Source organism: Bacteroides sp. RTP31139st1_H2_RTP31139_211217 (assembly GCF_040227615.1).
GTDB lineage: Bacteria > Bacteroidota > Bacteroidia > Bacteroidales > Bacteroidaceae > Bacteroides > Bacteroides uniformis.
Genome location: NZ_JBCNZM010000043.1, coordinates 13,805 through 33,797 on the forward strand (window position 1 = coordinate 13,805; position 19,993 = coordinate 33,797).

A 19,993-nucleotide genomic window follows, 5' to 3' on the forward strand; every position below is an offset into this window, starting at 1 on the left:
TTTGCAAAGAACACATACATAAACATTGCAAATATCATGAAAAAATTATATCCAACGTCTACGACGACAGCTACTATGACTATCAGTCCAAGTACTCTTAATCATGTAATTCAATTGACCCCGATAATACTATAACTGTAAATATTTAATATTCGCCTACCATGAAAATAAAAGTTGGTTTGATAGGGTTCGGCAGAATGGGGCAAATGTATTGGGAGGAAATGCAGAAAAGCGGTCGATGGGACATCGCATATATCTGCGATACCGATCCGGCCTCCCGAGAATTGGCAAGAAACCTTTCCCCTTCATCCAGAATCATATCCGATGAACAAGAAATCTTTGATGACCAGAGTGTAGAAGCTGTTGGTCTTTTTGCATTGGCAAATTCCAGAAAAGAACAAATAGAGAAAGCTGTCCGGAGCAATAAGCATATCCTGACGGAGAAACCCATTGCCGATACCATTGATAAGGAATGGGAAATTGTGGACCTGATTGAAAAGTATGATCGCATTGCCGCTGTCAACCTTTATCTGCGGAACTCCTGGTATCACCAGGCTATGAAGCAGTTTATCGATGAAGGCGAGATTGGCGAACTGGCTATCTTGCGCATCTGCCACATGACTCCGGGATTGGCGCCGGGCGAGGGACACGAATATGAGGGTCCCGCCTACCACGACTGCGGCATGCACTACATAGACATTGCCCGCTGGTATACCGACAGTGAATACAAGACCTGGCATGCCCAAGGCATGCGGATGTGGGACTACAAGGACCCTTGGTGGGTACAGTGCCACGGTACGTTCGAGAACGGCATCGCCTTCGATGTCACACAAGGCTTCGTCTACGGACAACTCTCCAGAAACCAGACTCATAATGCATATACGGACATTATCGGTACAAAAGGTATCGTGCGCATGACGCATGATTTCCGGACTGCCGTAGTGGAGCTTCATGGCGTGAACCGTACGCTTCGCCTGGAGAAGCCGTTTGGCGGGAAGAACCTGGATAAGCTATGCAATATTATGGCCGACTCCATCGAGAGCGGGAAACGCGATCCGAGATTGCCGCAGATGCGAGACTCGGCCATTGCTTCCCAATACGGATGGACCTTCCTGGAGGATGCGCGCCGCCACGACCTGCCCGGCATAGGCGACTTGCAGACGCTGGAGGAAATCAGGGAGCGCCGGAGGCATATGAAAGAAGGTTACGGACTGCTCCGTCCGAAGAAGACGGTAGTCTGATGCCTACTGTAATTAAGGATTGTTTTAAAACTCATTATATTAACCGATTTTAAAATCTAAAGAACCATGTCGAAATTTACAAGAAGAGAATTTCTTAAGACCGGAGGTTTAGCTTTGGCGGGTCTTACCATTGCTCCAAGCAGCATTTTGGGTAAGAGCCACGGACACGTGCCTCCCAGTGACCGTTTGAACATTGCTGCCGTAGGTATCGGCGGTATGGGACACACCAACATCAACCATGTGAAGGCTACGGAAAATATCGTGGCGCTTTGTGACGTAGACTGGCGCTACGCGAAAGGTGTGTTCGATGAGCTTCCCAATGCGAAGAAGTATTGGGACTATCGTAAGATGTACGATGAGATGGGTAAGGACATCGATGCCGTTATCATCGCTACTGCCGACCATACACATGCCATCATTACTGCTGATGCCATGACGATGGGCAAACATGTATATTGCCAGAAACCGTTGACGCACTCTGTATATGAGTCCCGTCTGCTTACCCGCCTGGCCGCTTCTACGGGAGTAGTTACCCAGATGGGTAACCAGGGTTCTTCGGACGAGGGTACCGACTTGGTATGCGAGTGGATATGGAACGGCGAAATCGGTGACGTGACGAAGGTGGAATGTGCTACCGACCGTCCCATCTGGCCGCAAGGATTGAATGTTCCCGAAAAGGAAGACCGCATTCCCAAAACCCTGAACTGGGATTTGTTTACCGGTCCTGCCAAGATGAATCCATATAACGAAATCTATCATCCCTGGAACTGGCGCGGATGGTGGGATTATGGTACGGGTGCTTTGGGCGATATGGCTTGCCACATCCTGCACCAGCCGTTCAGAGCTTTGAAGTTGCTGTATCCTACCAAGGTAGAAGGTTCATCTACATTGTTGCTCAATGCCTGCGCTCCGCAAGCACAGCATGTGAAGCTGACTTTCCCCGCACGTGAGAATATGCCGAAGGTGGCTATGCCCGAAGTGGAAGTTCACTGGTATGATGGTGGCATGATGCCCGACCGTCCGAAAGGCTTCCCCGAAGGAAAGCAACTGATGCAGAGCGGTGGCGGTCTGACTATCTTCCACGGAACGAAGGATACGCTGATTTGCGGTTGCTACGGACAGAACCCGTGGTTACTTTCTGGCCGCGTGCCCAATGCACCGAAGGTTTGCCGCCGTGTGCCGAAGGCTATGAATGGCGGTCATGAGATGGATTGGGTACGTGCTTGTAAGGAAAGTCCTTCCAGCCGCGTGATGCCTAAGTCTGATTTCTCCGAAGCGGGACCGATGAACGAAATGGTGGCAATGGGTGTATTGGCCATCCGTCTGCAGGGCCTGAACAAGACACTGGAATGGGACGGAGCCAACATGCGCTTCACCAATATCGGCGACGACGAGACATTGCGTACAGTCATCAAGGACGGCTTCAAGATACACAACGGCCATCCGAGCTTCGACAAGACATGGACAGATCCGGTAAATGCCAAGGCTTTTGCAGAAGAGCTCATCAAGCATAACTACCGTGAAGGCTGGAAGTTGCCCGATATGCCCAGATAAACATTAAAAAGAGTATCGGAACCAGGTTCCGATGCTCATAAACGAATACTAATCATTTAATTTTTCAGATTATGAAGAAAATATATTATTCTTTGGCTTGTTGCCTTATCGGAGGTATGCTCGCCTCTTGCGGTGGCGGTGCAAAGAAATCGAACGCTACGGAGGAAGCTGCAGCTCCTACTACTACTGCGGTGTCTTATTCCAAGTCTCTGAAAGCGCCTGAAACGGACAGCTTGAACCTGCCGATTGATGCGGACGGTTATATCACTATCTTTGATGGAAAGAGCCTGGACGGATGGCGTGGATACGGTAAGGACAAAGTGCCTTCCAGATGGATTATTGAGGATGGTTGCCTCAAATTCTGTGGAACCGGTACCGGCGAAGGACAGACCGGTGAGGGCGGTGACTTGATTTTCGCCCATAAGTTCAAGAACTTTGAGCTGGAACTGGAATGGAAGATTTCCAAAGGTGGTAACTCCGGTATCTTCTATCTGGCTCAGGAAGTTACTTCAAAGGACAAGGACGGCAACGAAGTGTTGGAACCCATCTATATCTCTGCTCCCGAGTTCCAGGTGCTGGATAACGCCAATCATCCGGATGCCAAACTGGGTAAGGACAACAACCGTCAGGCTGCTTCCTTGTACGACATGATACCGGCTGTTCCGCAGAACGCCAAACCTTTCGGCGAATGGAACAAGGCAAAGATTATGGTATACAAAGGTACTGTAGTTCACGGACAGAACGATGAAAACGTACTGGAATATCACTTGTGGACTAAGCAATGGACTGAAATGTTGCAGGCAAGCAAGTTCAGCGAAGAGAAGTGGCCCTTGGCTTTCGAACTGTTGAACAACTGTGGCGGCGAAAACCACGAAGGCTTTATCGGTGTGCAGGATCATGGCGACGATGTTTGGTACCGCAACATCCGTGTAAAGGTTCTCGACTAATTCCTTCTAAAAAGATAGTACTATGAGAATCAAACATATGATGATTTTGTCGGCACTGTGCTTATCCATGATGGCCACAAGCTGCAGCAGCCACAGCACGGAAACGGCGCCGGAAACGACGAAAAAGGAAGTAGCCATCCAGCTCTATTCTGTAAGAGACTTGGTGAAGGACGGCAGTAACCTCGACCAGATTCTGAAGGATTTGGCTGATATGGGCTATACCAGTGTGGAGGCCGCCAACTACAATGACGGTAAGTTCTACGGCAAGACTCCCCAGGAGTTCAAACAGATGGTGGAAAAGAGCGGTATGACCGTGCTTTCTTCGCACACTACCCACGGGTTGTCGGACGAGGAACTGGCTTCGGGCGACTTTACGGAAGCCTTGAAATGGTGGGATCAGTGCATTGCTGCCCATAAGGAGGCCGGTATGGAGTATATCGTGACTCCGTATCTCTCCGTTCCCAAGACATTGAAAGACTTGCAGACCTACTGCGACTATTACAATGAAGTGGGCAAGCGCTGCCAGGCTGCCGGTTTGAAATACGGTTACCACAATCATGCCCATGAATTCCAGAAAGTGGAAGACAAGGAGCTGATGCTGGACTACATGCTGCAACACACCAATCCCGAATATGTATTCTTCCAGATGGACGTTTACTGGGTAGTGCGCGGCCAGAACAGCCCGGTGGATTACTTCAACAAGTATCCCGGACGCTTCACCATGCTCCATATCAAGGATCACCGCGAGATTGGGCAGAGTGGTATGGTAGGTTATGATGCTATCTTCAAGAATACGGATACTGCTGGCGTGCGCCACATCGTAGCTGAGATTGAGAAATACAGCTGCCCCGTAGAAGAGAGTGTGAAGCAGAGTCTTGACTACTTGCTTGATGCTCCTTTCGTGAAGGCATCGTATAGCAAATAAAACATGATGGCGGCTATTCATTCATAAGCTCGGCCGCATCATTTTCTTGACGCGGGCACAACCGGATGAAGAATCCGGGGTGCCCGCGTTTTTTTACTTCCTTCCGAAGTCGGCCGGAATTTCCCCCCATTGCTTTGTCTCCCATTTTAGGATGCGGGTGGTGTAGGTGTTTTCGCGCAACCACTTCTCCGCACGTTCTATTAGGCGGAAAAGCTCTTCGGTCTTGGCGTCGCGCGGCAGTTTGGTTTTGCATTTTTTCTGTTTTATCCAGTTGATGGCGTTCACGCTGTCACTGTAGATGGGCATGTCGAAACCTTTCTGTTTCAACAAGGCAAGTCCGTGGACAATGGCGAGGAATTCGCCGATATTGTTGGTTCCATACATCGGCCCGAAGTGAAAGATTTCCTGACGGCTGGCGACGTGTACTCCCCGGTACTCCATGGCACCGGGATTTCCGCTGCAGGCGGCGTCTACGGCAAGGCTGTTTTCTGCGACGGCGGCAGGAAGGGGAGCGTCGGCGCCGGGAATAGTCTTGGCAGGAGAAGGGGCCGACCGCTTGATGTACGCGTACGGCGAAGAGGCAAAGGCTTTTTCCGCTTCCTCGCGTGATTCGAACGACTTGTATTTTGCTCCTTCGTAGCCTTTGGTCTGTAGTTGGCAGTCTGTCCAGGAAGTGTAGATACCCGGGCTGACTCCCGCCCATACGACGTAATATTTTTCTTTCTTCATAACTGCGGACAAAGGTAAAAAAGAAAATCCGAACAACTTAACTCTTTTATTTGTTTCTTTGTATGGCGGATATAAAATAAATAAGAGAAAACTCAATAAAAAAAGAAAGGACAAAAAATGAAGAGAACATTTGCAGAAGCCATGGCGCATCGCCGTAGTTATTACTCTATCGGCAGCGATTTGTCGGTGCTGGATGAAGAAATAGTACACATTATTCGTGAAGCCGTAAAGAATGTGCCGTCAGCTTTCAATTCACAGTCTACAAGAATTGTATTGCTGCTGGGCGACGAACATAAGAAATTGTGGAACATTGTGAAGGAAACCCTGAAAGCACGCATCTCTGCCGAGGCTTTTGCCAAGACGGAAGCCAAGATTGACGGCTGTTTTGCTAGCGGACACGGTACTGTGCTCTATTTTGAAGACACTTCTGTAGTCAAGAAGCTGCAGGAAGCATTCCCTTCCTATAAGGATAATTTCCCCACTTGGTCACAGCATACCTCCGCTATGCACCAGTTTGCCATCTGGACTATGCTGGAAGATATGGGGTTGGGCGCCTCCCTGCAACACTATAACCCCTTGATTGACGACGAGGTACGTCGCACCTGGAACCTGCCCGACAACTGGATGATGATTGCACAGATGCCCTTCGGTACACCCACTGGTGAACCGGGAGAAAAGGAATTCGAAGATTTAAGCAAGCGTATCAAAATTTTTCTCTGATACAGAGGCGTTTTTAGCTTGGAATTGCTACCTTTGCAGGAAACCTGTAACTCGTAGCAGATATGATACGTATTTTCTTGACCGGCTACATGGGAGCCGGTAAAACTACTTTAGGAAAGGCTTTTGCCCGCGAAATGAATGTGCCGTTCATTGATTTGGACTGGTACATCGAAGAACGTTTTCACAAATCAATCCGTGAATTGTTCACCGAGCGGGGAGAAGCCTCTTTTCGTGAATTGGAGCGAAACATGCTGCATGAAGTAGGGGAATTTGAGGATGTCGTGGTCTCTACCGGTGGCGGTACTCCTTGTTTTTTTGACAATATGGAGTATATGAACGGTTGCGGGCAGACGGTGTTTCTGGATGTACACCCCGATATTCTGTTCCGCCGGCTCCGGGTGGCGAAGCAGCAACGCCCCATCCTGCAAGGCAAGACGGACGAAGATTTGCGCACCTTCATTGTGGAGGCGCTGGATAAGCGTGAGCCTTTCTACTCGCAGGCCCGTTATCGCTTTGATGCCGGTTATCTGGAAAGCCGCAGCCAGATTAGCGAATCCGTGCAACGGTTACGCCAACTTTTAGGACTTTAATCCCTTGTAAATGTGTATTTTTCAGTCCGAGGAGCTGGATATATTAGATTTATGTGTATTTTTGTCGCCCCCTTTATAAGACACACTATAGTGGGAAAATAGTAAATTGTAAATAGTCTAATAGTAAATGTACTGATGAGAAAATGGCGTATTGAAGATTCAGAAGAGCTGTACAACGTAACTGGTTGGGGCACTTCGTACTTTGGTATCAATGACAAAGGTCATGTTGTGGTGACACCGCGTAAGGATGGGGTTGCCGTCGATTTAAAAGAGTTGGTGGACGAGTTGCAGTTGCGCGATGTAGCGGCTCCGGTATTGGTGCGTTTTCCCGATATTCTGGACAACCGCATCGAGAAGGTGTCCTGCTGCTTCAGACAGGCAGCCGACGAGTACGGGTATAAAGGAGAGAACTTTATTATCTATCCCATTAAAGTGAATCAGATGCGTCCCGTGGTAGAAGAGATGATTAACCATGGGAAGAAGTTCAATCTGGGGCTGGAAGCGGGTTCAAAGCCGGAGTTGCATGCTGTGATAGGGGTCAATACAGACCCGGGTTCCCTCGTGGTTTGTAACGGATATAAGGACGAGAGCTTCATTGAACTGGCACTGTTGGCACAGAAAATGGGCAAACGCATTTTTCTTGTTGTAGAGAAACTTAATGAGTTGAATCTTATTGCCAAGATGGCGAAGCAATTGAAGGTGAAACCTAATATCGGTATTCGCATTAAATTGGCTTCCAGTGGAAGTGGCAAATGGGAAGAAAGCGGAGGAGATGCCAGCAAGTTCGGACTGACATCCAGTGAACTGCTCGAAGCGCTGGACTTCTTGGAGAAAAAAGATATGAAGGACTGTCTGAAGCTGATACATTTCCATATCGGCAGTCAGATAACCAAGATACGCCGCATCAAGAATGCTTTGCGTGAAGCTTCGCAATTCTTTGTGCAGCTGAACAAGATGGGCTTCAACATCGAATTCGTGGATACTGGTGGCGGTATGGGAGTTGATTATGACGGTACACGCTCTTCAAGTAGCGAAAGCTCCGTCAACTATTCCATCCAGGAATATGTCAACGATGTGGTGTCGACTTTCGTCGATGTTGCCGACAAACACGGGTTCCCTCATCCCAATATCATTACCGAGACGGGACGCAGCCTGACTGCCCATCACTCCGTGCTTATCTTCGAAGTGCTGGAAACGGCTTCCCTGCCCGAAATGGACGACGACTGGGAACCGGGAGAGGATGCTCACGAACTGGTGAAGGAACTGTATGACATCTGGGATAATCTGAGCCAGCGCAGTATGCTGGAACCTTGGCACGATGCGCAGCAGATACGCGAAGAGGCACTCGACCTTTTCAGCCATGGCATCGTCGACCTGAATACGCGTGCACAAATAGAGAAACTCTACTGGAGTATCTGCCGCGAAATCAACTCCATTGCCAGCGGCATGAAGCACTGCCCCGAGGAATTCCGCAAGTTGAGCAAGCTGCTTGCCGACAAGTATTTCTGTAACTTCTCGCTGTTCCAGTCATTGCCCGATTCCTGGGCTATCGACCAGATGTTCCCCATCATGCCCATACAACGGCTGGATGAAAGACCCGACCGCGAGGCTACCTTGCAGGATATGACTTGCGACTCGGACGGCAAAATTGCCAATTTCGTCAGCTCGCGTGCCGATACGACCACCCTGCCGCTGCACTCGTTGCGCGACAAGGAACACTACTATCTGGCGGTTTTTCTGGTCGGAGCTTATCAAGAGATTCTGGGAGATATGCACAATCTGTTTGGTGATACGAATGCCGTGCATGTGTCTGTCAATTCCAAAGGCTACACCATCGACCAACTGATTGACGGCGAGACGGTGGCTGAGGTGTTGGACTACGTGCAATATAATCCTAAAAAACTGGTACGTACGCTGGAAACTTGGGTGACGCAGTCCGTCAAGGAAGGGCGTATCTCTGTGGAAGAAGGGAAGGAATTCTTGTCTAATTACCGTTCCGGACTGTACGGATATACTTATTTGGAATAAAATGGAGAAACTGACTGTAATAAAGGTGGGTGGTAAGATTGTAGAAGAGGAAGCCACCCTCTATAAGTTATTGGATGACTTTGCAGCCATCGAAGGCTACAAGGTCTTGGTACACGGAGGCGGACGCTCGGCCACGAAGCTCGCTGCCCAACTGGGTATTGAAAGTAAAATGGTGAATGGCCGCCGCATCACTGATACCGAAACGCTGAAGGTGGTGACCATGGTGTATGGCGGACTGGTGAATAAGAATATCGTTGCCGGCTTGCAGGCGCGTGGTGTCAATGCACTGGGCTTGACGGGAGCCGATATGGATGTAATCCGTTCGGTAAAGCGTCCCGTGAAGGAGGTGGATTATGGGTTTGTGGGCGATGTGAAGCAGGTGAATGATGCTTTCTTGGCAGACCTCATTCATAAGGGTGTGGTTCCCGTGATGGCTCCGTTGACACACGATGGAGACGGGCACATGCTGAATACGAATGCCGACACTATTGCCGGAGAGACCGCCAAGGCTTTGGCAGGTTTGTTCGATGTAACTTTGGTGTTCTGCTTTGAAAAGAAGGGTGTGCTGCGCAGCGAAGACGATGATGACAGCGTGATTCCACAGATAACGCCGGAGGAATTTAAGCAATATGTAGCCGATGGAGTGATTCAAGGTGGCATGATTCCAAAATTGGAGAACTCTTTCGAGGCGTTGAATGCGGGTGTGTCCGAAGTCGTAATCACTTTAGCATCAGCCATCAACGGGAACAGTGGAACCCGTATCCGAAAATAATTCAAAAAAAACGGCAATAGGCTGTAACTTTCTGAATACTTAACCGTCAATTTATTAGAGATGCAAGAACTCAGCTTTCGCAATGACATTCTCCCGCTGAAGGATAAGCTCTTTCGGTTAGCCCTGAGAATTACGTTCGATAGGGCAGAGGCAGAGGATGTTGTGCAGGAAACGCTGATAAGGGTTTGGAACAAGCGTGACGAGTGGTCGCAATTCGGTTCTATTGAGGCCTATTGCTTGACTGTGGCAAGAAATCTGGCGATAGACCGTAGCGAGCGAAAAGACTCCCGTACCGTGGAGCTGACCCCCGAAATGGAGCAGGCCTCCGATGCATCGGGCCCTTACGAGAAGCTGGTGAACAAGGAACGGATGGCGTTGATACACCGGCTGATGAACAGACTTCCCGAAAAGCAGCGGCTGATTATGCAGCTTAGGGATGTGGAAGGTAAAAGCTATAAAGAAATAGCAGCAGTCCTGAACTTGACCGAGGAGCAGGTAAAAGTGAACCTCTTCAGGGCGCGGCAAAAAGTGAAACAAACGTTTATTGATATAGAAGGTTATGGACTCTAAATATATAGAACAACTCTTGGAGCGCTACTGGCAGTGCGAAACTTCTTTGGAAGATGAGGCTGAATTGCGTGCTTTCTTTAGCGGAAGCGATGTGCCCAAGCACTTGCTTCGCTACAAGGACTTGTTCGTATATCAGCAGCTTCAGCAGGAAGTGCATTTGGGTGAGGATTTTGATGCCCGGGTGCTTGCCGAAGTGGAAGTTCCGGTGGTCAAGGCAAAGCGCATGACATTGACCGCACGTTTCATGCCGTTGTTCAAAGCCGCTGCAGTAGTGGCAGTGGTCCTTTCTATGGGGAATGTGATGCAACATTCATTTTTCTCGGATGTAGAGGAGGTGGCCGCAGCCGATACTATCGGTAAACAGATTTCCGCACCGTCGGTAGCTCTTTCGGGAGATGTGGTCGTGTCTCATGAGAAGCAGGTAATGGACAGCCTGCGCCGGGTGGACAAGGAACTGGAAATCAAGGAATAGATATTTTCATTTGCTTTTAAAATAACATTTTCATTTGCTTTAAACATAATAATAGTTAGTGTGCTTTATTAAAACAACTTGAGGCTGTGAAGTTTCAATTCTCTCAAAATCTTATAAAAACTAACTAAAATAGAAGGGACGCCGCGTGATGCAGCGTCCCTTTGTTGTTCTTGCCTGTGGGTTACAAGGCTTTTTATTTAAGGGAGTTATTATTTACAGTATATATAGTTTGGAGTCTGCCGTTTTTTTTCTCAACTTTACTCACTGCAAATATATACAATGGAGAAGATGAGAAACATACTATACATCTGTATTATGCTTTTAGGCATTATGTGCTTTGTAGGCTGTAATGACTGTCATGGCAACAAAAAACTTTTGGCGCAGACCGACTCTTTGTTGCAGAGCCGTCCGGACAGTGCGCTGAAGTTGCTTAATTCCATAGAAAAGGATGTCGGGTTTTCAGAAGCGGAGTGGATGCAGTTCGTTTGGAACTGTGCGCAGGCCCGCTACCGTATGGGTATGTCATTGGCGGAAGATTCGCTGCTTCCTGAAGCGATACACTACTATCGTGAGCGGAAAGACTCTTCCCGTATGCTTGATGGCTACCTGCTTGAAGCCTCCTATTATAAATGGATGAAGCAGGAGGAACGCATGGATGAAGCGATTGAGAATGGCTTGGACTATGCCATAGCCCGGAAAGACACCTTCTGGCTTCTTCTTTTTTATCGGGGAAAGGCAGAGATAGCTTATCTGAGAAATGACCACTCCCAGGCGATAGAGTTGATGGAAAAGATATTGCAATATGCTGATAAGCTATCTGTCCGGGAACATTGCTCCATACTCTATGACCTGGGACTCAATATGGCGCTTGCCAACCACCCTTCTTCTTCGGATTACCTGGAACAGAGTATTGACATGGCATTGGCGGCAGCCGATACAGCTTCGGCCTGTCACTATCTGAGGAATTATGCCGCTTTTCTTGCCAACAGCCATGAATATACCAAGTCCAATGAACTGCTTCACCGGGTTAGACGGCTGATGCCTATGACCGACAACTATCCCATTCTGCAGGTAATCTTTGCTGAAAACTTCCTGAACCTTCATCAGTTGGATTCTGCCCGTTACTATTGGGAGCAGGCGTGGAACAATGAATTGAAGCAGGAAGAAAAGAGAGCCGAGGGCTTTTCTGTACGCAGTGCGCTGGCACAGTTGAAAACAATTCTGGACTATACTTCCGGGGCACCTTTGGACATTGTCACTTTCGGTAGGTTTGCTGATTCTGTCAGGAATGAGATGAGGGACCAGAATAGCGTGATAGAGCAACAGCTGGTGACCAGGAACAAGCTTCAACAGTTGAACTATGAGTTGATAATCAAACGGCAGAAGACACGGATGTATTCGATGCTGGTTGTTGTTGTGTTTGTCGGGGTACTTGTTTCCCTTACCTTTTATATCCGTAACAGACGGAAGCGCCTTGCCGAAGCCGAGGAACGTATTGATGCACTGACCCGCCTGCTGGAAGATGCCCAGAAGGTATCGGACAATCAGGAAGAGAATAGCGGTGCTTTCTTCAAGAAGCTGCTTCTTCAGCAGCTGGGTATCATACGGCTTGTTGCCAATACGCCTACCTCACAGAACCAGGCGTTGCTGAAACTTATTTCGGGCATCGGCAATAAGGAGATTCCGGTGGAAGGACTTCTTGCCTGGGCAGACCTTTATCCGGTAATTGATAAACTATACGATGGCTTTTATTCCCGCATGATGGAAAAGTTCGGACAGGTATTGTCTGATAAGGAAGTGCAGATATGCTGTCTGCTCTGTGCCGGTTTCTCCACGAAAGAAATCGGTGTGGTCACCCAACAGACAAGTGCAACCATCTACGTGCGTAAGACTTCCATCCGAAAGAAGATAAATGCAGGCGAAAAACAGGATATTGTGGAGTGCATAAGAGGCATTTAGACCGGAAGAGGCCGGATTAAGACTTTTATAATATGTCATTGTTGATAATCAGTGCTTTATGTGCTAAGTATTAAGACTTTTAATAGTGCGATTTAGTAGGAGTTAAGAGACTTCTTGCCTTAACTTTGCATCAAATCAAAAAACAGAAAGTCTTATGAAAAGTACATTCAGAACAATGGCAATCGCAGCGTGTTTCGCACTTGTATCTCTTACTTCATGTTACTTCCCCGGAAGCGACCAGTATAAAATAAAGTCGGCAACTAAGGAATATGTTAAGTCGCAGTTAGGCGAAGGTGAGAAATTCCGTTACGGATACCTGGAGCGTAAATGTGGTCGTAACGTAGACGGCAAATTTTGCAAGTATGCCGAAGTGCACTATGAGGTAATAAGCGCGTCGGGCGAAACTTCAGAGAAAATGCTCTTTCTGCTGATGTCGGAACATTGCGATTCCGTATTGGATATCTCGGAGGAGAGAGACAAGGAGTGGACCAATAAAGAAACTCTTTCGTCAGAAGAGATAAAGGCAATCATCGAGTCAGCTTTAAAAGACAAACTCTAAACACCGGCATTTATGAAAAAGATTCTTGTTATAGCTATCGTATGCCTGTTGGGTAGCTTTGCCGCAGCGGCACAAACAGTGAAAGTAAACGGTACAATTGTAGATGAACAGAACCGTCCGGTGGAATTTGTCAATGTAGCCCTGATTTCCTTGCCCGACTCTTCATTCGTTACGGAAAGCACCACTGATGGCAAAGGTAAATTTGCTTTGAGAGCCACTGCCGGTTCGGATTTCCTGTTAAGACTCTCTTATATCGGTTACGTCGGCGAACAGATTGTCATCAGGACTCCCCAAGGCACTGTGCAGATGGGAGACATTATCTTGAAAGAACAGTCGGTAGCACTGGACGAGGTGGTAATATCGGGCAGCAATATCACGCAGAAGGTAGACCGCATGGTTGTAGTACCCACCGCTACTGCCATGAAGAATTCCTATAATCCCTACGACCTGATGCTGAACCTTGCCATTCCGCACTTGAAGGTGGATGCTCTTGGTAAAGGCCTGGAAGCCAATGGCGGCAGCGTACAGACACGTATCAACGGTATTGTGGCTACCTCCACCGAAGTGGCAGCCCTCCTGCCCAAGGAGATTGTAAGAATAGAATTCATCGAAAATCCGGGAGAGCGCTATGGCGACAGCAGCCTGGGCGCTGTGGTGGACATCATTGTCCGCCGCCGCGAAACGGGTGGACTGGTCAATATACAAGCCACTAATGCTCCCCACATGTTGTTTAGCGAGGACAATGTGGTGGCAAAGTTCAATCATAACAAGTCACAATGGGGATTGTTCTATAACTTGTCTGCCCGTAACTTCAAAAAAACATATACGGATATAGACGAGACATATGTGTTGGAAAATAAGACGATACATCGTGTGCAGGAGGGGCTTCACGACCAAAACAAGCACTTTACCCACAATATCGACCTCTCTTACAATCTGACGGAGCAGGATAAGTACGTATTCAACGTCGTGTTCCGCAACAGTGTCTATGATGCCCCTTGCCTGAACCAGTCGAACAAGTTGTATGATGCTGCGGATGCCGATAACTATATCTTCTCCAGACTGAAGAACAAGCAGTCCAGCTACACTCCTTCGCTCGACCTTTATTACCAGCGTACATTACCGAAGAATCAGATGCTTACGATGAGCGTGACCGGTACGCTGATGCACACCGACAATAATAGGCTCTACCACGAATATACGCCTCAAGCCGAAGACCTGGCGATGATTGAAACAGATGTGACGGGGAATAAGCGTTCCATTATCGGTGAAGCCATCTACGACAAGCGTTTCAAGTTCCTCGTATTCAGCGCCGGATTGCGCCACTACCAGATGTATGCCAGGAACGAGTATGCAGGCTCTTCACCCGTCGTATCGGAAATGAACCAGGCAAAGACAGCGGCGTTTGCCGAGGTGCAGGGTAATATCAGGAAAGTGAGCTATGGTGTGAGTGCCGGACTGACCCGCTCTTATTTCAAGGAAGGAGGGGAGGAACATACCTACTATACCTTTACTCCCACTGTCCGTCTGAACTTCTCTCCGCACAAGAACGGCAACATCAACTATCGGTTCAATGTCGAACCCAAGATTCCTTCGCTCAGTGCATTGACCAATGTGGAGCAGGCGATAGATACCATCCAGATAGTACGCGGTAACCCGGCATTGGAGACTTACAGCGTTTTCAACAATACGTTGAACTATTCCTATATGAAGAAGAAGTTCGTCTTCATGCTGAATGTGACACATGGCTATCACAAGAATATCATCATGGAGAGTGTGTTTGCCGAGGGAGACAAGTTGGTTTCGATGAACGAGAACCAGCGTTCTGCACAGTTTCTGCGCTTTGGCCCTTCTTTCACATTCCGCGGACTGAACATTGGTAGTCTGAAGAATTTCCTGACGCTGAGTATAGATGGTGGATTTACACGTTACTGGTCTAACGGCAATACCTATACCCATACGTATAATGATTTCTATTACAACCTGGGTGCTGTGTTCAATTATAAGCAGTTCTCTCTGTTGGGACAATTCAGTAAAAGGGCGAACGAGCTGATGGGCGAAACGATTTATAAGGGTGAAAACCAGGCTGCTGTTTTAGCCACTTATACCCACAAGCGGCTGCAATTAGGAGCAGGGATGATGTTCCCGTTCACCAACAACTACAAGACGGGCAAGGAACGGGTGAGCAAAGTGGCGCCCTATACCTCGTGGAGTCATGCGAAAGAAATAGGACAGATGGCGGTTATCAAGCTGAGTTATAACTTCGAGTTTGGTAAGCGTTACAAATCATCCGGCAGACGCATCAATAACAGCGACAATGAATCGGGCATTCTGAATATAGATAAATGACAACTGTTCCCGTGCTTCGGAGGTGTGGGGTGATAAAAGAACGAAGGGCTTCCTCGCGGGAGTCCTTCGTTCTTTTTGCAGGTAATTATTTGAGAGAGAATTTAGTTTAGGTTTATAGTCATCAATCTGAGAATCTATGTTTTCTATGTTAGAGTTTATACAGTCCTTTCTTGGGATAGTCCAGTTCCGGATTACCCTTGTAGCCTACACTGCCGCTTCCGCTGGTGCGTACTTTCAGGAAATCTGTGGCATGGCACTTGATGTCGCCTGAACCGGCAACACTGGCAGATGCTTTCTTGGCAACGAAATCGGAAGCAAGCAAATCACCCGAACCTGCCACGCTGTATTCAGCTTCTTGGGTACTGCCGCTCAGGATGGCGGTACCCGAACCGGCAACGGATGCTCTGGTGAAGTTGGCGGTTACGTTATTCAGCTTCATGTCACCTGAACCTGCAACGGATACTTGGAGGTCATTGCAAGTGATGTTGCTGCTATTGATGTCTCCCGAGCCTGCGATGGAAATATCGAGGTCTGTGCAGGAGATGTTGTTTCCACTGATGTCACCCGAACCAGCCACAGAGATTTTGATGTCATCCGTCTTCAGTCCGTTTTTCAGTTCCACGTCTCCCGAACCTGCCACGGCAATGCCGTTCAGCTTTTCTGCGGACACACGTACTTCCAGTTTATTATAGGATACGCTGACGTTCTTCTTGAAGCCGATGTAGAGGGTATTGTCCTTGACACGGATATCCAGTAAGTCTACAATGTTGTCCGAGGTGTATACTTCCACTGTCGGTTTGCCGGACTTCTGCGTGTAGGTCACGTCGGGGCTGCCGGCTACACTCAGCTTGGTGAAGTTGTCCACTTTTATGTCTTTGGTTACATAATTCTTGCTTGCCTTGACCGTCTTGCTGCCGAAGCCTCCGGAACGGTATGTGTGTTGTTGTGAACAAGCGGTTGTACTGAATGCCAATAAGGCGATTGCGATAAATGTTGTTAGAGCTTTCATATTCTTTTGTTTTTTGTGATTCAGTATTTATTAGTTAGACGTGATCTACCTTGAAAAAGTTGCATATAAAAATGCTTTTTTCAAAGGACGCTCGGTCATCATACTTTAATCAATTATTGTGCCATAAGTGTAAAATGTTGATTATTAAAGGATAGTCGCTTTTGTGTAGTGTTCATTATCGGACACTCCGTCCGCTTTTGTCAGGTATTTGCTTGCGTTTTTGGACGATTCTTTGTTCATTTGCAAAGCCTCTTCCCGCCCCTTTCCTATGGGAGAGGCTTTGATTTATGACAGTAAACCGCATTATAGAAGATAAAGAGCTTGGTCCTTTGTTTGTCCGGGTCAATGCCCGGGCACGGCGTCTTACTTTCCGTACAAAGGAAGATGGAATTTACGTGACTGTGCCTCCCCGGACTTCTCTTGCCGAGGTAGAGAGTGCCATCGAGCAGCTTCGTCCGCGTCTGAAAGCTGCCAGACAGAAGCTGGTCAGAAAGCTGATTGATTTGGATTACCGCATTGATACGGAGTTCTTTAAACTGACGTTGGTCAGCGGACAACGGGAACGGTTCTTGTCCCGTTCGGAATTGGGGGAAATGCAGATAATCTGTCCTCCTGATGCCGATTTCTCGGATGAGAAGCTGCAGGCTTGGCTGCGCAATGTAATTGAGGAAGCTTTACGGCGAAATGCGAAAATTGTTCTTCCGCCCCGTCTGTATATGCTTTCCATGCAGCACAACCTTCCTTACAAGAGTGTGAAGATAAATTCCAGCAGCGGGCGTTGGGGAAGCTGTTCGGCACAAGGCAATATCAACCTTTCCTATTATCTGGTACTTCTTCCCAAGCATCTGATAGACTACGTGCTACTGCACGAACTGGCACATACCCGCGAGATGAATCACGGGGAGCGTTTCTGGGATTTGCTCGACCGGATGACTGATGGAAAGGCACAAGCATTGAGAGCGGAGCTTCGGAAATATCAAACGAAAATAAATGGTTAGAGATTAGTATGGACGGTAAGTAGTTCCTTGTTTTACAGACAGTGATACTGCAAAACTACTGCATACCTCTTGCACTGTCACTGCACTCCTTTTGCAGTGCTGCTGCAACACCTTTGCAGTGACACTGCAACTGTTTTGCAGTAACGCTGCAAAAGGAGTGCAGTATCGCTGCAGTGTCACTGCAGGAGTTGTGTAATGTCTTTGCAGTAGCACTGCAAAAGTTATGTGATGTCTTTGTAGTGGCTGTTGGTAAGCCAGGAAAAAGCTTGTTGACTCCGAAATATGAGAGCAAAATGCTTCACAACTTTTTATCCCTAATTTTTTGCCAGCTGCTTCACCTCTTCCCCTTCCTTCTCGAACCGGTATTCGCCCCCTTTTTCGCTTAGCTCAAATAAGGAAAGCTTTTCAGTTGCATTGTTTACAATCATGAGTGCGTTTTGCTCGGCAAAGCGTTTCACTTCGATGGTGAAAGGTTCTTCTGCAATGGTGCGGTTCACCAGCAGGCTGTCGTTGATGAATATGGAAGTGGAATCTCCGGCAAATCCTTTCGTCAGTGTGATGGTGTATGTCTCGATGAAGTTGCGTTCTCCTTCTTTCCGTTGTTGCAGCCTCATGCTCATGTAGACAAAGATGACAACTACAAAAATCACGGCGAAAGCAAGGATGCCGTTGCCTATCATAAACTGCTTGTTGGTATTCAGTCGGTGTGCCATGGATAAAAAGTTTTTTTAAGAATGGTACAAATGTAATGAATAAATTTGAACCGACTGGTTTTTTACTTGCTGTATTCGCTCGGCGTCGCCCCGAATTGTTTCTTGAAGCTGGTCGAGAAATGGGACAGTGTACTGAATCCCGTCATGTCCGCTATCTCTGAGATGGTATATTTCCCTTCCTTTATCAATTTGGCGGCACGGTTCAGCTTGTAGGTCTTGAAGAATACGCTGGGGTTCTCACCCGTCAGCCCCTTTACCTTGTAATAGAATTTGGTGCGGGAGATTTTCAGCAGCTCGGTCATGCGCGCCACGTCCAGTTCCGGATTGGAGAGTTCGTTTTCCATCAGGTGGTAAAGTTCGGTCATGAAGGTGTTGTCTTGCGGGGAGAGCACGTTCTCCTCAATCTCATCCGTTTGGGTGGAACGGCTCAGGAGACTGCGCACTTTCTCACGGTTCTTCAGCTGGGATTTGATAAGCGCCAGCAGGTAGTTGGGCTCGAAAGGTTTCGTTACGTAGGCATCTGCACCGGTATTCAGACCTTCCACCTGGTTCTCTACAGTAGCTTTGGCTGTTACCAGTATCACGGGGATGTGGCATAGTTGCAAGTCTTCCTTTATCTGTCGGCAGAGGTCGTAACCGTTTCTTCCGGGCATCACTACATCGCTCAGTACGAGGTCGGGAGCTTCTTCGCTCATGGCTTTGAAGGCGCTGTCGGCATCGAAGCGGCAGACAACGTTGTAGACGGGAGAAAGCAGGGCCTTCAGGTAGTGGGCCACTTCCGTATCATCGTCTACCACCAGCAGGGTTTGCTTTTGTTGCCGGATGCTCTCTGTGTTTTCCAGTTGATACTGTTCTTCCGTTTGTATCGGAAACGCCTTGTTCTGTTCTTCTTCGGGGAGGGTACATTCTTCGGGGGTATAGGAGAGGTCATTCACCGGCAGCAGCAGGGTGAAGACGGCTCCGCTTCCTTCGGTACGGTTACCGGCTTTCAGGTAGCCGTGATGCAGCAGCGCCAGGCTGCGGGCGTAGTACAAGCCGATGCCGGTTCCCCAGTTATAGGTGCCTTTGGATTGATTGTCCAGTTGGTAGTAGCGTTCGAATACCTTCTCCAACTGTTCCTCGGGGATTCCGTTCCCGCTGTCGGCCACGGCAACTTTGACGTATTGCGTGTCGATGTCTTTGTCGGTCAGCGTAAAGAGACGCGCAGCCTCTTCGCGGGTAATGACGTCGAAGCACAGTTCCACTTTCCCACCGTTCGGAGTGAACTTCAAGGCGTTTGAAAGCAGGTTTCCTACAATCTTGTCCAGCTTGTCCACGTCCAGCCACATGAGGAAAGTATCCTCCAGGCCATAAGTGTTCAGTGCGATGCCTTTCTCGTTGGCGTTGATGCGGAAAATATCTACAAAGCGTTGCAGTTGCGAGATGATGTCAGTCCGTTTCACTCGCAGCTTCAGGGTGTCATTCTCCAGTTTGTTGAAGTCCATCAGCTGGTTCACCAGACGGAGCATGCGCCCCACACTGCGTTGTACGATGTAAAGCAGTTGTTTGTTTTCTCCCTCTATCTTGGGACTTTCGCAAAGTTGTGTCACCGGGCCCGAAATCATGGTGAGCGGGGTGCGGAACTCGTGCGAGATGTTGGCAAAGAAACTCATGTTCATGCGGTTCACCCGTTGTTCCTGCTCCTTCTCAAGTTTGGCACGCCGGGTGGTTTCTTTTTCCTGCTTGATACGTAGCCAGGCACGGATGAAGATACCGATGATGGCGGCGGCAATAAGCAGATAGATACACCATGCCCACCACGTTTGCCAAGGGGCGGGCTTTACGATGACGCGTATGGAATTCTCCCTTTCTACAATGC

Annotated in this window: 18 protein-coding genes; 14 read left to right on the forward strand and 4 right to left on the reverse strand. The window is 48.3% G+C overall.

The annotated features are described in order from the left end of the window. Positions 1–161: 161 nt before the first annotated feature. The 4 genes from ABUA47_RS09375 (at position 162) to ABUA47_RS09390 (ending at position 4,667) form a co-directional block, all read left to right on the forward strand. Positions 162–1,241, forward strand: a complete 1,080-nt coding sequence (locus ABUA47_RS09375) for a Gfo/Idh/MocA family protein (protein WP_008662042.1) — start codon at positions 162–164, stop codon at positions 1,239–1,241. 66 nt (positions 1,242–1,307) lie between these two features. Next, complete coding sequence (locus tag ABUA47_RS09380) at positions 1,308–2,795, forward strand: Gfo/Idh/MocA family protein (RefSeq protein WP_005825899.1); 1,488 nt, start codon at positions 1,308–1,310, stop codon at positions 2,793–2,795. A gap of 71 nt (positions 2,796–2,866) precedes the next feature. Continuing rightward, a complete protein-coding gene (locus ABUA47_RS09385; protein WP_005825897.1) occupies positions 2,867–3,742 on the forward strand; it encodes a DUF1080 domain-containing protein in 876 nt (291 codons plus the stop codon). A 22-nt stretch (positions 3,743–3,764) separates the two neighbouring features. Further along, complete coding sequence (locus tag ABUA47_RS09390) at positions 3,765–4,667, forward strand: sugar phosphate isomerase/epimerase family protein (protein WP_005825894.1); 903 nt, start codon at positions 3,765–3,767, stop codon at positions 4,665–4,667. A gap of 93 nt (positions 4,668–4,760) precedes the next feature. On the opposite strand, the gene ABUA47_RS09395 is transcribed toward ABUA47_RS09390, so the two are convergent. Further along, entirely contained in the window at positions 4,761–5,396 is a 636-nt protein-coding gene (locus ABUA47_RS09395) for a viroplasmin family protein (protein ID WP_034532704.1), read from the reverse strand. A 117-nt stretch (positions 5,397–5,513) separates the two neighbouring features. Between ABUA47_RS09395 and ABUA47_RS09400 the strand changes: the two genes are divergently transcribed. The 9 genes from ABUA47_RS09400 (at position 5,514) to ABUA47_RS09440 (ending at position 15,415) form a co-directional block, all read left to right on the forward strand. Further along, positions 5,514–6,116: a nitroreductase family protein gene (locus ABUA47_RS09400; RefSeq protein ID WP_035447692.1), complete on the forward strand. Its 603-nt coding sequence runs from the start codon at positions 5,514–5,516 to the stop codon at positions 6,114–6,116. Positions 6,117–6,178: 62 nt separating this feature from the next. After that, positions 6,179–6,706, forward strand: coding sequence for a shikimate kinase (locus tag ABUA47_RS09405; RefSeq protein WP_005825881.1), 528 nt, complete (start codon positions 6,179–6,181; stop codon positions 6,704–6,706). Positions 6,707–6,841: 135 nt separating this feature from the next. Continuing rightward, positions 6,842–8,734: a biosynthetic arginine decarboxylase gene (gene speA / locus ABUA47_RS09410; protein WP_005825878.1), complete on the forward strand. Its 1,893-nt coding sequence runs from the start codon at positions 6,842–6,844 to the stop codon at positions 8,732–8,734. Between the two features lies 1 nt (position 8,735). Then, positions 8,736–9,506: an acetylglutamate kinase gene (gene argB, locus ABUA47_RS09415; protein ID WP_005833745.1), complete on the forward strand. Its 771-nt coding sequence runs from the start codon at positions 8,736–8,738 to the stop codon at positions 9,504–9,506. A gap of 60 nt (positions 9,507–9,566) precedes the next feature. Further along, positions 9,567–10,076 (forward strand): RNA polymerase sigma factor, encoded by a 510-nt coding sequence (locus ABUA47_RS09420; protein ID WP_009037385.1) that lies wholly within the window; start codon positions 9,567–9,569, stop codon positions 10,074–10,076. Further along, positions 10,066–10,548, forward strand: a complete 483-nt coding sequence (locus ABUA47_RS09425) for a hypothetical protein (protein ID WP_035447695.1) — start codon at positions 10,066–10,068, stop codon at positions 10,546–10,548. Before ABUA47_RS09420 ends, ABUA47_RS09425 begins: the two co-directional genes overlap by 11 nt. Positions 10,549–10,836: 288 nt before the next feature. Continuing rightward, positions 10,837–12,507: a LuxR C-terminal-related transcriptional regulator gene (locus ABUA47_RS09430; protein ID WP_009037383.1), complete on the forward strand. Its 1,671-nt coding sequence runs from the start codon at positions 10,837–10,839 to the stop codon at positions 12,505–12,507. Between the two features lie 154 nt (positions 12,508–12,661). After that, positions 12,662–13,066, forward strand: a complete 405-nt coding sequence (locus tag ABUA47_RS09435) for a hypothetical protein (RefSeq protein ID WP_005825870.1) — start codon at positions 12,662–12,664, stop codon at positions 13,064–13,066. A gap of 12 nt (positions 13,067–13,078) precedes the next feature. Further along, the gene (locus ABUA47_RS09440) at positions 13,079–15,415 is read left to right on the forward strand and encodes a carboxypeptidase-like regulatory domain-containing protein (RefSeq protein WP_009037382.1); all 2,337 of its coding nucleotides are present in this window, start codon (positions 13,079–13,081) and stop codon (positions 15,413–15,415) included. 148 nt (positions 15,416–15,563) lie between these two features. Here ABUA47_RS09440 and ABUA47_RS09445 read toward each other — a convergent pair whose 3' ends face one another. Continuing rightward, the gene (locus tag ABUA47_RS09445; RefSeq protein WP_009037381.1) at positions 15,564–16,424 is read right to left on the reverse strand and encodes a head GIN domain-containing protein; all 861 of its coding nucleotides are present in this window, start codon (positions 16,422–16,424) and stop codon (positions 15,564–15,566) included. Between the two features lie 287 nt (positions 16,425–16,711). Between ABUA47_RS09445 and ABUA47_RS09450 the strand changes: the two genes are divergently transcribed. After that, positions 16,712–17,422: a SprT family zinc-dependent metalloprotease gene (locus tag ABUA47_RS09450; protein WP_347774542.1), complete on the forward strand. Its 711-nt coding sequence runs from the start codon at positions 16,712–16,714 to the stop codon at positions 17,420–17,422. Between the two features lie 314 nt (positions 17,423–17,736). Here ABUA47_RS09450 and ABUA47_RS09455 read toward each other — a convergent pair whose 3' ends face one another. Together ABUA47_RS09455 and ABUA47_RS09460 are read right to left on the reverse strand one after the other, a co-directional pair. Beyond that, positions 17,737–18,135 carry a hypothetical protein gene (locus ABUA47_RS09455; RefSeq protein ID WP_005825862.1) on the reverse strand — a complete coding sequence of 133 codons (399 nt, stop codon included), beginning with the start codon at positions 18,133–18,135 and terminating at the stop codon, positions 17,737–17,739. Between the two features lie 62 nt (positions 18,136–18,197). Continuing rightward, the coding region (locus ABUA47_RS09460; protein WP_349831563.1) for a response regulator at positions 18,198–19,993 on the reverse strand (1,796 nt) is incomplete at its 5' end.